Here is a 13,314-nt window from a genome sequence, read left to right on the forward strand (position 1 = left end):
AATTCTACAGAAGCTTTTTACATAGAAAACATACAATCTTTTTAGCTTGAAGGTTTGGCGGCTAAATATGACTTCTTAGCGCAAGCCATTTATTTCCAATAGCTTGTATGTTCGAAATGCACCAATGGTTTGCATATTATAAGCCCATTTCCACATTTTATAAAATCCTTTGCTTCATCCGGCATGTCAACGAAAGCAATAAATATCGAACATGTTGTATTGGCGCAATATCCGGATACAATAAACGCAATAGGTATTCCTTGTAATTCAATATTTTACAAATAACCTGTAATTTCGGGTAATTCGCACAACGTTAGCAGTAAGCGTATCCTCACAAACACAAAGAGTCTTTAACGAAATAACAGTAAAAATGGCACTCAGAAATTATATTAGCCAAAATGAGCACGACAGTGTGATACAAGCGGCTTACAACAATTTAGACAAGATAAACCATAGAGTTTATACAAATCCAAATCAGCAGAAAAACACTAACATTAATGGGCAATATCCTGATATCATAATTACACCTGCTGGCGACAACACTGTTAAATTCACGATTGAAGTCGAAACCGCTGACAGCGTAAACAATACCGAAGTTCCTCAATGGAGGACCTTCTCTCAATTAGGCGGAACATTTTATTTATTAGTCCCTTTTGGTTCCAAAGCGCTTGCAGAATTGCTATGTAGACAAAACAGCATCAAAGCACGATTTGGGACATATCACATCCAGAACGGGAGGTACATCATAAATTATGAATAAACCTATGATGGAACAAATACTTCAATTTATAGCGAAAAACTATCCTTATTTGCTTGGTGGCATTGGCGGTGCTGGTTTGACAATCACTTATAACAGGTATACTAACCGAATTAAGGAAATGCATTGCTGCTATGTTGATGACGATGTTATTACCAGAATCCCAGTTCTGACCGAAACAGGAGAACAACATAAAAATATTTATACAAAAGAGTTTAGACTTAAAAACACTACAGGAAAGGACATTGCTTCATTCAGGATAATATTTGAGTTTGACGCGGATGCAAAAATTATAAAGCAGGACAGCTTTTGCAAAACAGGTAAAAACGACATCAAGCCCAAAAACAAAAAACCCAATGAGTGTAGTTACATAATTAAAAACTTCAATCGTGGTGACGAATTCCGTTTCTATTTTGATATTGCCAATGTGACTAACGATCATTATAATGTAACTGAAGCTGATTGCTTGGGTTTTAAAATTGTTGTTAAAGACGAAAGGAAACCGGCAATAAAAAATAAGTCGAAAGTCGTAACTAAAGACAAAATCAATTGAGAGAAACCGATTGCTATACCGCTAACATTCGGTTTACCGCTATGCTGGCTGACGGAATAATAAACGGCTTTTGTACTATTATCAGCTAATATCGGGCTGAGGAATTTCTATTTAGCATTTGTTGTTATCTTCATCTTCAGTTTTTCAATCGGCTTCCGGGCTGGACATTATAAAATACATACCAGCACAGCAGCAAGCCGTCAATGTTGTGTGTCAGCTAACAGACATTCAATGGCAAAAATTAAAATTTCTACGCCCAAAGGTATTGCTGTCAATGAGGCTTGATCATTCATTTCTTTTGTTAATATACTTGATAATACTCCATAAAATCCATAATTCTTTTTAAATCACTGATAAAAACGTTCGAAAGTTGTAACCTTGTGCCCGCTGAAATTTTCCTTTTCTCAAACCCGCTGGAAATCAGCGGGTTTTTTATTCAAAATATATTTCCATATTGGGAGGGAAATGTAAAACATTGTAAGCCAGCCTTTATCCGGTTCGAATCCCTTCCTGTTAATTTCCATTTTTTTAAGGCGGGCGACAAAATCGAATCCCCTTCATTTCTAAAGCAGCCAAGGGTCAGTCGAGTCCTCAAAAAAAACTCGCCATAACTGAAATGCCCCCAAAATATTAGACACATTTGGGGGCATTTTTTTGGACTCCTGTTTTTATTTCTTCGTCAGTTTATATCTTATATGTGTTGTTAGTTCTGAAGGTATTACTTCTACAATCTGAATATCATATTTATTTTTGTCAATGCCATCAAACAGCCGGATACCACTTCCTAAAAAAACAGGAGCAATATGAATGAAAAATTCGTCTATAAGCCCAGCATTGAGAAATTGTTGAATAGTATTTGCACCACCTTGTATTCTTATATCCTTCCCTTTGGCTGATTTCCTTGCTTTTTCCAATGCACTTTCAATTCCGTCATTGATGAAATAGAAGGTCGTTGTTCCTTTTTGCACCCAGGGCTCGCGTTTTTCGTGTGTCAGGACATAAACATCCGCTTTGTAAAGATCTTCTTTCCAATGAACTTCGCCTTCTTCAAACATTCGCTTTCCCATAATGTAAGCGCCTGTTCTTGCAAAGACATCGTCAATTAACTTACTGTCTGCACCATACTCTTCACCGCCTTCCATATTGACGTTTTTCCAAAATGCTTTTTGTTTGAACATCCATTTGTGAATTTCTCCTGCAACACCGCCCATTGGGTTGCTTGGACTCCTGTTATCGCCTGCGAAAAAGCCATCAAGTGATATTCCGCTGTCAAAGATAATTTTGCTCATTTTGTTTGCAGTTTAATATTTAGTCTTGAATTATTTAATAATCAGAGCCTTTCCTTAAAACAGTCTCCATAAATTCTTCATAAGGTTTACCATTCTCTGTAATTTCGTGTTTTACTGTTAGCGTTTTACCATCCTCAGCCATCACACCCGTTGTCTTCACTTCTTTACCGGTCCATATCCAGGTATTGCTATTAATGGTAAGGGTAAACATCTCAAAACTACCATCCGGATTAAAATTGTAACTATCAAAGTCACCTGTTTTTGGGTTGTAACCAGTAATTTCCATTGCACCGAAACCAGTCTTATCATGAATACCATAGGCCATATGAAGAGTAAAATTTCCATCCGGCGACCATTGCCAAATATCACTGCCAATTACTTTTGAAGCTGGCTTGCCATTCCGTGCATAGACATTTGTTTGTGTTATCCAGCGTCCGACAATTTTTTTCAAAAGTTCCCTTTTCTCTTTAGGAATAACGCTGTTTCCTGTTATTTCAGTAGCTTTTTCGCCCCCTTTAATTCCTGTAAAGGAGAGCAATGCAAAAGCAATTCCCGTTACTAATATTACTTTTTTCATGTTTTTATTTTTTAACCGATATTTTAAGATAGTTTTCAAGTCGATTTAAATTTTGCCTTCCAGCTTCAATGACATTTAACCGTCTGTTCAAGTCTTCAATAATTTCTTTTGACTTAAATACTGACTTCATTGTCAGCAATGTTTTCCCTTCAGCCTCTTCAAATGAAACTGAAACTGTAAAGTCATAATCTTCGCTTTCCCCAAAATGTTTATAAGATAAAAGGGAAGGTTTTTTTACTTCCAAATACTCAACTTTGCTATCAAAATCCTGTCCCCAACCATGCATAATAGAATCCCAGGTTTTGCCAGGTTCTACATTCATTGATTTTATAGTCAGCGAAAAACCATCTGGCCCCCACCATTCTTTTATATGCTCCGGGGTGGTCCATACTTCCCAAACCAAATCCCTTGGAGCATCGAGAATTCTCGTATGTATAAGAATGTTCCCTTCCTGTTTGAATGTGTTGTATTTCTCCACCTCTCTATTTTTTCTTGTTTTGAATTTTAGCCAGATAATTTTGCAATGAGTCAAATTTATTGTCCCAATAGTTTCGATATTGATCTACCCAGTCTGTTACTTCCTTTAATCTTTCGAGTTTGGCTTCGCAATATCTTTCCCTGCCTTGTTGTTTGATCACAATAAGACCACAATCGTTAAGGAATTGTACATGCAATGAAACTGCTTGTCTGGTAATATCGAACTCCTTGGCAATAGCATTGACATTGAGTGATTTCCGAGCCAGCATTCCTATAATTTGCCGACGAGTCGGATCCGCTATTGCCTGAAAGATGTCTCTTGTTGGTGCCATAATGCGCAAGTCATTTCTTGCAAATATATGCGCAAGTTTTAACTTGCGCAATTTTTTTTACAAGGCAAGAAAAATTATCCTTATTCCGCAAGCGAAATTGCTGCTTTAACCGCATGCACCTGTTCCCTTTTAAAATTATGCACGTATCCCACCATATCATACTACATCCTTAATTGCCATTTTCTATGCACTGTTGATTGCCGACTACAAGGATCCATGCATGAAATCATGATGAAGATTCTACAGGAAGATACCTGAGCGTATCAATAGGTTTGCCAAAGCTTGCTTTCAAGCGTACTGATTTGTTGGAACTCATCATCGCTCATCTTCCATTGCTGGGAAGCCAGGTTATCACTCGCCTGTTTTAAGTTCTTTGCCCCAGGGATGTAGATCAGTTTAGGATGACTGTTCAATAACCAGTTTAAGGCCACCTGCGCTATGGTGGCATTGTGCATGGAGGCAATTTCTGCCATCATTAACTATCTGCAGGACTCCTTGTATGTGATCAATGGGAAATGGAAATTGCCCATATTGATTGCGATAAAGAGAGGATGCAAGCGTTTTAAGGAGATCCAACGTTATGTTCCACCGATAACGAATACGATATTAACTTCCGAACTGAGATTATTGGAAATGAACAAGCTTCTTACCAGAAAAGTTTATGATAACACTCCTGTGTTGGTAGGATATACGCTAACAGATTACAGTAAAACTTTGTTCCCTATTATGGAGCAGATGGTTTATTGGGGCAAGAACCACAGGAAGAAGATCATCGAAAAATAAACAAGCTGTTAATCGTTTTGAGCATCATGCCCAACTTTGATGGAAAGCCTTTGTTTACCCCGACAGAAGAAAATATTTCACACGAAGGACCACCTTCAGTATCCGGAAAGACTAAAGCAATATTCTTTACTACCTCAAAGTCGGCATAGTTAAAGTTTACTATTTGTTTTTCATTGTTAATTTGTTTGTGTGCTTACTGCCCAATAGTTTCCTGCAAAATCATAGAATGAGCCTCTTGTGTCAGGGTCGCCTTGTTTTTTAATTGGTTTTTCTATTATTTCACAACCGTTTTCGATGGCTTTATCAAATGTCTTAAAAACGTCAGGCACATACATGTGTAACATCGTTTTGTTTGCTCCGTAGTTTTCGGTGGCATCACTTATCATAATAACTGTGTCGTCCAATTTCAGTTCAATATGGGCAATTTTTCCGTTTTCGTGGTCAAACCGTCTTAAAGTTTTCGCGTCAAAAATTACCGTCAATAAGTCAACCAATTTTTGTGCATTGTCAACTATCAGGTATGGCGAAAGTGAATTGTAACTGTCTGGTTTGTATGTTGTCATTTTTTTATATGGTTTTTTGTTGAGTGTCTATATAGTTAACGCAGAACAGATGTTGCTGCTAAAGCTCGGAAAACTCTTGCGTATTCTGTAAGCAAATTGTTTCATTACGCATTACTCGTAATCGTTATGAGTTGGTCATTAACCTGGAAGTTTAATTTGGTCTATGATCGGTTTTATTGTGTTCAACTGTTCTAAAGTTGTAGCTGTTGATTCTGTAATACAAAACCCAACGACATTATAATTTGCTTTTATTTTTCTTATAAGTTCAGCAACGTCAGACACTGAAGAACCATTGTTTGTCGGAAACATTGAAAACTCATATTCGGATTTATTTAAAACGTCTAAGTCAAGATGAATGTAAACATTTTTGAAATTCTTAATTTGATTTTGAACGTATTCAAATTGACAATCTGTAATTGTTGTAATATTATGCTGTATGATATATTTGCTTTCAGGCTCGTCTAAGTCCCTCAATCCAACATAACATATTTGTTCCGGGGTCAGTCTTGAAAACAGTAAGCCAATAAATTCTTCGTTTCCCTCTCCCAGAAGTATTCGTAGTGGCATTCCGTGAAATGCCTTGCTTGGGGAGCTTTCTGGTGTATTCAAATCTGCGTGTGCATCTATATAAATGATACAAATATCTTCCTGGTAAATCTTGTTTAGATAGGAAATAGGCATGATCTCAATTCCACAGTCGCCACCAATAGTTGATATTTTATCAAGTTTACTGTTAATAATTATTTCTTTGAAAAGCTTTGTCTGCTCAAGTATTGGTTCAAAGCATTTAATGTTGGCGATTGTTGTTAAACCTTTCGTTGAAAGTGGGATAATTTTGGTGTCACTATCCTTGAAATATGAAATGAAAGTCTCTGCACCCAATTTCAAATCATCTGTGAAACCTGAACCTTGCCACTGTGGATTAATGAAAATCACAAATTATATTATTTAGAGATTTATTTATTCGTTGAATGTCGTTTAATACGCCAACTAAAATTGCCAACAAAGTATTTGAAATGTTTTTTTTCACGGTGATGTTTGAATCTTTAGCAAATACTCATTATTTTTTAGTCACTTAGTTTCACACCTTTCTTTGTATTTAGTCTGTTCAATAATTTTACCGTCCTCAGTATTTGATTGTCGACACTAATAAAGTGTCAGCATAGAAATTATTGCTATTAGTATTTTCTTCATGTCGTGATTAATTAGCTACTAACATTATACTTCTGCTATTATACGCTACTTTTAACAGAAAGCAATTTTTCCAGGCTATTATTTTAAAACCACATAGCAAAAAGCGCGGTCATTATAGTGTATCGCAAATACGCCCCAGGTTAGCGTTAGATCATCCAACAGACTTATAACCTTTTGTTCGAACACAATCCCCATCACCAACCCATATGTCTTTTTTATGTTACCATTTGAATACTTATCAAGTACTCATTATAAAAATCTACAATTTTATTAAGGTCCGAAACAAATCGGTTCGAAAGTTGTAACCTACAGCCCGCCAGCCTCGGTTAGTTGAGATAAACTTAAAGTAATAAATCCTGCAAAATCAACGATTTGCAGAATAAATCCTGCAAAATCAACGATTTGCAGAATTTTTGCTTTTTAGACATACCTGGGTTTACTGCACTTTATGGATGCGGATTGTATGCTTTGTTCGCAGGTAATTAAGTACTTTTCTCCTGTAATAGCATCATTTTCCAATTTTAGATACTTTTTTGCATCTATAGTTAGTTTTTCCGGCTATAGCTTTAAAGTCCCTGCACGATAATTACTTTCCCCCCATCGATAGCAACATTTTTTCCAGCGTTAGTTACTTCTTTTGCCGTTTTAGATTTCATGTTCCGGCTTGATAACTCTTTTCTTCCGGTGATAGTTACTTTGTCAGCGACCGTAGATTTTTTTTTATTGAGAATTAACTTAAAATGCTCAGTAATTTTCAAAATCACGGGAAAAAAAATTACATTTCATCGTATTTAATCTAAATCGTGACAAAAAGTAATTAATGATCACAGTTATTAACCTTATTTCTACGAGAAAAAATCCAGGATTAATTGTTCATAACCTACATTCAGGGAAAAAGTACCTACAACGCACCCTTTTTAACTTATAATCAGGAAAAAAGTAGTTATCACTCAACGTTTTTCACCTTATCGCCATGATAAAACTCAATAATGCATCGTTTTTCACTTATCGCCGAAAAAAAGCAACTATAGCTCACCATTTTTCACCTAACGTCACGAAAAAAAATCTATAACGCATCGTTTTTAACTTAGCGCCGGGAAAATGTAATTATGGTCGGGTGAAAAGTGATTATGAAGAAAGAAATTTAATTTATAATAGCCGGGTATGAACTTATAAAGAAAACCTTCATAGTTATAACGGAGAATAACCGCTTTGATTCCCCCAACATTTCAACATGATCCGTTAAATTCTACCAAACAGGGTAATTTCAGAGAGGGCTACTTTGCAGTCATTTCTTTAATGACTTTCTCCCGGTGCTGTTTACCCCAGGCAGCCATTTCATCTGCGAGCGGTTTAAGTGACCGGGCATACTCAGTAAGTTCATACTCAACCGTAACCGGCTTCGTTTCCTGTGCAGACCTGGTGATCAGGCCGTTTAATTCCAGCTTGTTCAGTTCTTTTGAAAGCATTTTGGGTCCTATACCTTCAACTATGCGCTGAAGTTCAAGATAACGTTTTTTACCTGATGCCAAACAAGCTACGATCATCACTCTCCATTTACCATTCAAAATGTACAACGTGTCATTTATCGCTTTAAAGTGGCGTTTACAGTCATCTGATATTTTTCCATTTTTTAGTTTGTCAACCATTCTACAAATTTAAATACTTTCTTTCAGGGAACTACTTCCCTGTGAGGAAGTCACCATTATTACAGGACAGCGCTGATTAGCTTTGCACCTGATATAGATTAGTAACTACAAACAAGGTTAATTCAATGAACAACAGTAAACAAAGCGGTATCGTTCTTATCGAACAACCGGGACCACCACACGTATTGAAATATCAAAACATAACGCTTCAGCAGCCAGGTCCTGATGAAGTTCTGATTAACCAAAAAGCCATAGGGGTAAACTTTTTGGATATATTTTTCAGAAATGGAACTTTTCCGATGAGCCAATATCCTGCGCCCATCGGTTTCGAAGCTTCAGGTATCATTGAAGAGGTTGGAACAGGCGTCAAAGATTTCACGATAGGCGACCGCGTAGCCTATTACGCATCGGCCGGGGCCTATGCCGAAAGGAGAATCATCAATACCAATGAAATATTTAAACTACCGGAGGATATATCCTTTGAACAGGCTGCTGCTGTCATGATAAAAGGTCTTACCGCTCACATGCTGATTAAGCAAAGCCATAAGGTTAAACCCGGCGAGGTTGTTTTGATTCATGCCATGACAGGCGGGGTGGGAACTCTACTGAGCCAATGGGTAAGGGCGTTGGGAGCTTCGGTCATCGGAACTGTTGGAAGTGCAGCTAAAAAGGACTTAGCCTTACAACGTGGCTTCCATCAGGTTATTGATCTGGGGTCTGAAGAGTTAATTGGAGCCGTTAACCAGTACACCGGGGGCAAAGGTGTTGACGTCGTGTACGACGGCACCGGCAAGGCTACTTTTGAGAAATCGTTAACAGTAGTTAAAGATGGCGGAAGTGCCGTATTATATGGATGGCCTTCCGGCATGCCTGATATAGACGAAGACCTGCTGACGCAAAGAAAAATCAAATTTGCACATGAAGCGCTCAATGACTACCCGCTTTATCAGGATAAAAGCGGAAAGGGTATGCCCGAAATATTCAATTTGTTAAGGAATGGCATATTTGAACCAGAACAGTCATCCATTTATTCATTAACACAGGTGGTTGCAGCTCATGCAGATATGGAATCACGGAAAACAACAGGCAGTATCATTCTGAAACCTGCTCTTCGCTGAGCAGCCATTTTATAGAGCCTAAAATTATGCGGTTTAACCCAATCTGAAATTCATCCGACAGGAAGTTTAAATAGACTTTTTGCAATCATCCGTGGCGTCATACCTATTTTTAAAAAGACCCGGAATATTTGACTCAACACGCTGCGTTCATCATCTGTTTTCGATACCTATGTACTGTTGCTCCTGGCGTGTTGCCCCGCCCTGGCGGAATGCGCTTTTGCCAAAGCGGTAAGTGAACGTCAGACTGCCCCTGGCGCTATAAGTGATACGTTGCCAATCAAGGAGCAGCGCGTCGCTTTCCCTTAAAAAGCCCGGTCTGCGGGTATTGAAGATATCGCGGCCATTCAGCGAAAGGCTCGCCTTTTTATGCCAGAGATCATATTTGGCGCCCGCGTCAAAACCATAAGCGGGGTGGTATCTGTCCTGGATGATCACCTCGGCAGCTTTATAGTCAGCCCTGACCTGAAGGGTCAGGTTATGGGTCAGCGTAAGGTTATTGGTAAGGTTTACATTCCAGCTCACTCCCCGGGTGGCGCTGATGCCATATGCCGGATTCCCGGCATTGATCCGTTCGAACACATTGATGTTGACGTTGAAGCCCCATGCTTTCACCGGCTGAAAATTGCCGTTGAACTCAAGCCCCATATTGATGGCCCGTTTCAGATTTTGAAAGATGGTCATGGTCACGTCATTCACCGGTGTACTCTGTAACCTTTTAATAACATTGTTCACCTGGGTGAAGTATGCGCCGGAGGTCAGCGAGGCGGTGGGCCAGGTATGGGTATAGGTAAGTTCTACCGAATGAATGCTCTCCGGCAATAGCCGGGGATTTCCGGCGTCATAATTCACAGGGTCCGAAACATCGAGGAAAGGATTGAGCTGGCGCGGGGTGGGCCTGAGTACCCGCCGGGAATAACTCAGCTGGATCTGCCGGCCGGCATCCAGCCGTTTTGTTAGCACCAGGCTGGGATATAGCCCCCGGGTATTTACCATTATCGGTTGCACGACCAACTGGCCGTACGGGTCGAAACTTTGAAGATGGGCGTTGAACCTGCCGAGTTCGCCTCTTATGCCCAATTGAAAGGCGAACGTCTTTATTTGCTGCCGGAAGGTAATATAGGCGGCGTGAACCTGACTCGTGCTCCTGAAAAAATTGATCAGGCTGTAATCCGGATCATACTCACCTATCGTTTGGTCAAGATTGTAATCCCATTGCTGGTTGTCAGTGACGCCGATCTGGCTGCGATAACCTGTCTCCAACTTTCCGGTTTTGCCTACAGGCGTGGTATAATCCAGCTGAATATTGTAGTTCCTGCTGCGTGCCACCTTACTATCCTTCAACAGGGCAGTGGAATCTGCGGCATTTCCATCGATGTTGTAGATATAGGTGTTGTATAGCTGCAGATTATTGGTGAAGCCATGCGAATAGTCAAAATCGAAGGCCAGCTTCCTTTGCGGTTGGCTGAATGTATGGGTGTAATCGATCGTCAGCTCGTAACTGTTTCCATTACCCGTAGTACCATTGTAACGGGTACTGAGCTGCGCCGGCAAATTGCCGGCCGTCAGGTTGTTGACCGTCAACCACTCGTTGCGTACAGTGGAAGAAGCATTGCAGGCGCCTGATACACTGAGTTCATCTCTGGCAGACAAAGTATAATCCAACCCGGCCTTAGCCGAATGGAGATCGGCAATGGTGGTGGATGGGAAGGTTTCATCGGAGTAATAAACGGGGCCGGGAGAAAGCAGGTAGGTCATATTCTGGAATCCGGTGCTGTAAGTATTCCGGTGCTGGTAGCTATAGTTGCCGTACCAATTGATCCTGCTGTTTTGGTAGCTTATCGACGTAGCCGCGTTATAGTTATCCCTTGTACCCCCGGTTACCGCTACGGAGCCATTAAATCCGGCAGCATTATTCTTCTTCAACACAATATTGATAATAGCTTGCCCTTCGGCGTCATATTTAGCCGAAGGGTTGGTGATGATCTCAACCCGGTCGATTGAACTGGCCGGAATGGATTGCAGCACCTGGGCGACCGTTCCCCCACCGATAACGGAACGCTTGCCGTCTACGAGCACTATCAGGTCGGTCGCTCCCCGCAAGCTCACATTGCCACTCGCATCTACCTGCAGGGTAGGGATATTTTGCAGCAGATCGGCAGCCGATCCGCCAAGGCTGACGAGACTTTGGTTAACGGCGAAGACTTTTTTATCAGGGTTGTTACGAATGGCCGGTGACCTGGCGGAAACCGTGACTTCGGTCAGTATCCTGCCCGACGGTGCCATGGTAAAGTCGCCGAGGTTGATGGCGCCGCTTGTGGGGGTGAAAGCAATACTATCTCTGGTGATGGGCTGGTAACCGAAGTGGGTGATTCTACACGTAAACAGGCCGTAGGGAATCTTTTCTATGGAAAACCTGCCGGATGAATCCGTTGAGGTGATTTTTGAAGCAACGATGCCATATAGGTCAACCAAAGTCACGGTCGTCGATGCAAGGGGCCGGTTTTGCTCGTCATTGATCCTACCCGCCAGTCTGCCTTTATTCTGTGCGAACGGGGTATGAACGGCGCCCATCGATACAACGGTGATCAATAGCCATTTTTTGAAAAGTGTTGTCATTTAAAGCCTCCCTATTGGTTGGCTTCTGCTGAAGCCTTTTCATATTTTTTCACAAAAGAATGCAGGATTGTCCCGGTCAAAAAATTTATTCAACCCGATGGTCGAAAGACTAAACAATCGCCCCAAAAGGCCTTTATTGAGTAAAAAGGGAGGTTTGTTGAATGCATGCAGGTGTCGCAATGCACCTTTACAATAGTCACAATCACACCCTGTTTGAGTTAACCGGTCTTTATAGCTTTGTGTCATCAACCAAATAAAAATATTATGCGAAAAATTATTGTTGCCACCTTTTTGACAATGGATGGCGTATTACAGGCTCCGGGCGGACAGGAAGAAGATCGTTCAAATGGATTCAAATGGGGAGGCTGGTCTTTTCCTTATGGGGATGAGCTGATGGATAAAACTTTGCAAAAAATAATGTCAACCCCGCATGACCTGTTGCTCGGCCGTCGTACATATGAAATATTTGCAGCGCACTGGCCTTATCAAAATGACGCGATCGCTGAAACGTTCAACCGTATCAATAAATATGTAGTGGCTACAACGCCTATTGATCTGTCGTGGAAAAATTCCATCCTGATCAACAAAGATGTAGTGAATGAGTTGAAAAAATTAAAGAAACAAGACGGCCCTGACCTTTTTATCTGGGGCAGCAGCCGTTTGCTGCAAACCTTATTCTCGAATCATCTCGTGGATGTATTGCATACCTGGATATATCCGATTACACTCGGTAAAGGGAAAAAATTGTTTGAAGAAGGGACACCCGCTCAGGAATGGAAATTGACGGAGTCGGTAGTGTCAACAACGGGTGTGATTATGGCGAGTTATGTGCCGGGCGGTGATGTGAAGTTGGGTTCGTTTGTACCGGATAAAGTGAGTGAAGCTGAGTTGGCCCGCCGGGAGAAATGGAGTCGGGAGTAAACGCCGGGGATCAGCGGAGGGCGGAGCCCTAATGGCGTATATAAAACACAATTTATAAGCTTTATTTGCTGGTAACGGCGATTTATCGCGTACGTACTTCAGTCCTGGGCGATATTGATTATAAAAGACATACAATAAATTGAAAATAATCAAGAATCCAGGCAGTTAATAATACAAGGCTGCTACTCCCGTTTAATATGTCAGACTCATAACCTGAAATAGGTCTCAACGGTTCGTATCAAAAGATCTGACGCTACTAAATCAGGCTTTAACCAAGTATAAAAAATAACGAATCGTTAAACCCAATGGTGACGACTATTGGGTTTTTAAAAAAACTGCACATATAAATTGTGTCAGGGGTGAGACTCCACGACCTCCCTATTGGAAAACGTGGTTAACCTACAATGGTTATGAGACGCTTGCTATTTAAGCTCTATTACAAAAGATTAAAAGTATCTTTATTGATACGTTATTAGTCTTACAAG

Annotated in this window: 15 protein-coding genes; 5 read left to right on the top strand and 10 right to left on the bottom strand. The window is 40.4% G+C overall.

The genetic code is table 11. The features are described 5' to 3' along the window. Positions 1-370: 370 nt before the first annotated feature. Positions 371-760, top strand: coding sequence for a hypothetical protein (locus AC59IL_RS30560; RefSeq protein WP_496556044.1), 390 nt, complete (start codon positions 371-373; stop codon positions 758-760). Further along, on the top strand, positions 753-1,310 hold the full coding sequence (locus AC59IL_RS30565) for a hypothetical protein (protein WP_496556045.1): 558 nt from the start codon (positions 753-755) through the stop codon (positions 1,308-1,310). Before AC59IL_RS30560 ends, AC59IL_RS30565 begins: the two co-directional genes overlap by 8 nt. Positions 1,311-1,978: 668 nt before the next feature. Here the strand turns inward: AC59IL_RS30565 and AC59IL_RS30570 are convergent. From AC59IL_RS30570 to AC59IL_RS30590, 5 genes are all read right to left on the bottom strand, one after another. Continuing rightward, positions 1,979-2,599 (bottom strand): dihydrofolate reductase family protein, encoded by a 621-nt coding sequence (locus AC59IL_RS30570; protein ID WP_496556046.1) that lies wholly within the window; start codon positions 2,597-2,599, stop codon positions 1,979-1,981. Positions 2,600-2,633: 34 nt separating this feature from the next. After that, a complete protein-coding gene (locus AC59IL_RS30575; protein WP_496556047.1) occupies positions 2,634-3,176 on the bottom strand; it encodes a hypothetical protein in 543 nt (180 codons plus the stop codon). Positions 3,177-3,180: 4 nt separating this feature from the next. Then, positions 3,181-3,654, bottom strand: a complete 474-nt coding sequence (locus AC59IL_RS30580) for an SRPBCC domain-containing protein (RefSeq protein ID WP_496556048.1) — start codon at positions 3,652-3,654, stop codon at positions 3,181-3,183. 4 nt (positions 3,655-3,658) lie between these two features. Continuing rightward, positions 3,659-4,036: an ArsR/SmtB family transcription factor gene (locus AC59IL_RS30585; RefSeq protein WP_496556049.1), complete on the bottom strand. Its 378-nt coding sequence runs from the start codon at positions 4,034-4,036 to the stop codon at positions 3,659-3,661. Positions 4,037-4,248: 212 nt separating this feature from the next. Then, positions 4,249-4,461 carry an aldo/keto reductase gene (locus AC59IL_RS30590; RefSeq protein ID WP_496556050.1) on the bottom strand — a complete coding sequence of 71 codons (213 nt, stop codon included), beginning with the start codon at positions 4,459-4,461 and terminating at the stop codon, positions 4,249-4,251. Between AC59IL_RS30590 and AC59IL_RS30595 the strand changes: the two genes are divergently transcribed. Next, positions 4,439-4,768: a winged helix-turn-helix transcriptional regulator gene (locus tag AC59IL_RS30595; RefSeq protein WP_496556051.1), complete on the top strand. Its 330-nt coding sequence runs from the start codon at positions 4,439-4,441 to the stop codon at positions 4,766-4,768. The genes AC59IL_RS30590 and AC59IL_RS30595 overlap by 23 nt on opposite strands. 176 nt (positions 4,769-4,944) lie before the next feature. Here the strand turns inward: AC59IL_RS30595 and AC59IL_RS30600 are convergent, their stop codons facing one another. The 4 genes from AC59IL_RS30600 to AC59IL_RS30615 form a co-directional block, all read right to left on the bottom strand. Continuing rightward, a complete protein-coding gene (locus AC59IL_RS30600) occupies positions 4,945-5,331 on the bottom strand; it encodes a VOC family protein (RefSeq protein ID WP_496556052.1) in 387 nt (128 codons plus the stop codon). 138 nt (positions 5,332-5,469) lie between these two features. Further along, on the bottom strand, positions 5,470-6,267 hold the full coding sequence (locus AC59IL_RS30605) for an arginase family protein (protein ID WP_496556053.1): 798 nt from the start codon (positions 6,265-6,267) through the stop codon (positions 5,470-5,472). An 824-nt stretch (positions 6,268-7,091) separates the two neighbouring features. Then, positions 7,092-7,283: a hypothetical protein gene (locus AC59IL_RS30610; RefSeq protein WP_496556054.1), complete on the bottom strand. Its 192-nt coding sequence runs from the start codon at positions 7,281-7,283 to the stop codon at positions 7,092-7,094. Between the two features lie 519 nt (positions 7,284-7,802). Further along, positions 7,803-8,174, bottom strand: a complete 372-nt coding sequence (locus tag AC59IL_RS30615; RefSeq protein WP_496556055.1) for a winged helix-turn-helix transcriptional regulator — start codon at positions 8,172-8,174, stop codon at positions 7,803-7,805. A gap of 125 nt (positions 8,175-8,299) precedes the next feature. Here AC59IL_RS30615 and AC59IL_RS30620 point away from each other — a divergent pair, with 125 nt between their 5' ends. Beyond that, the gene (locus AC59IL_RS30620; protein WP_496556056.1) at positions 8,300-9,292 is read left to right on the top strand and encodes a quinone oxidoreductase family protein; all 993 of its coding nucleotides are present in this window, start codon (positions 8,300-8,302) and stop codon (positions 9,290-9,292) included. A 150-nt stretch (positions 9,293-9,442) separates the two neighbouring features. Here AC59IL_RS30620 and AC59IL_RS30625 read toward each other — a convergent pair whose 3' ends face one another. Beyond that, the gene (locus AC59IL_RS30625; protein ID WP_496556057.1) at positions 9,443-11,908 is read right to left on the bottom strand and encodes a TonB-dependent receptor domain-containing protein; all 2,466 of its coding nucleotides are present in this window, start codon (positions 11,906-11,908) and stop codon (positions 9,443-9,445) included. A 264-nt stretch (positions 11,909-12,172) separates the two neighbouring features. Between AC59IL_RS30625 and AC59IL_RS30630 the strand changes: the two genes are divergently transcribed. Continuing rightward, complete coding sequence (locus AC59IL_RS30630; protein WP_496556058.1) at positions 12,173-12,829, top strand: dihydrofolate reductase family protein; 657 nt, start codon at positions 12,173-12,175, stop codon at positions 12,827-12,829. Positions 12,830-13,314 lie beyond the last annotated feature (485 nt).

This window comes from Niastella sp. sgz303648 (assembly GCF_059587045.1).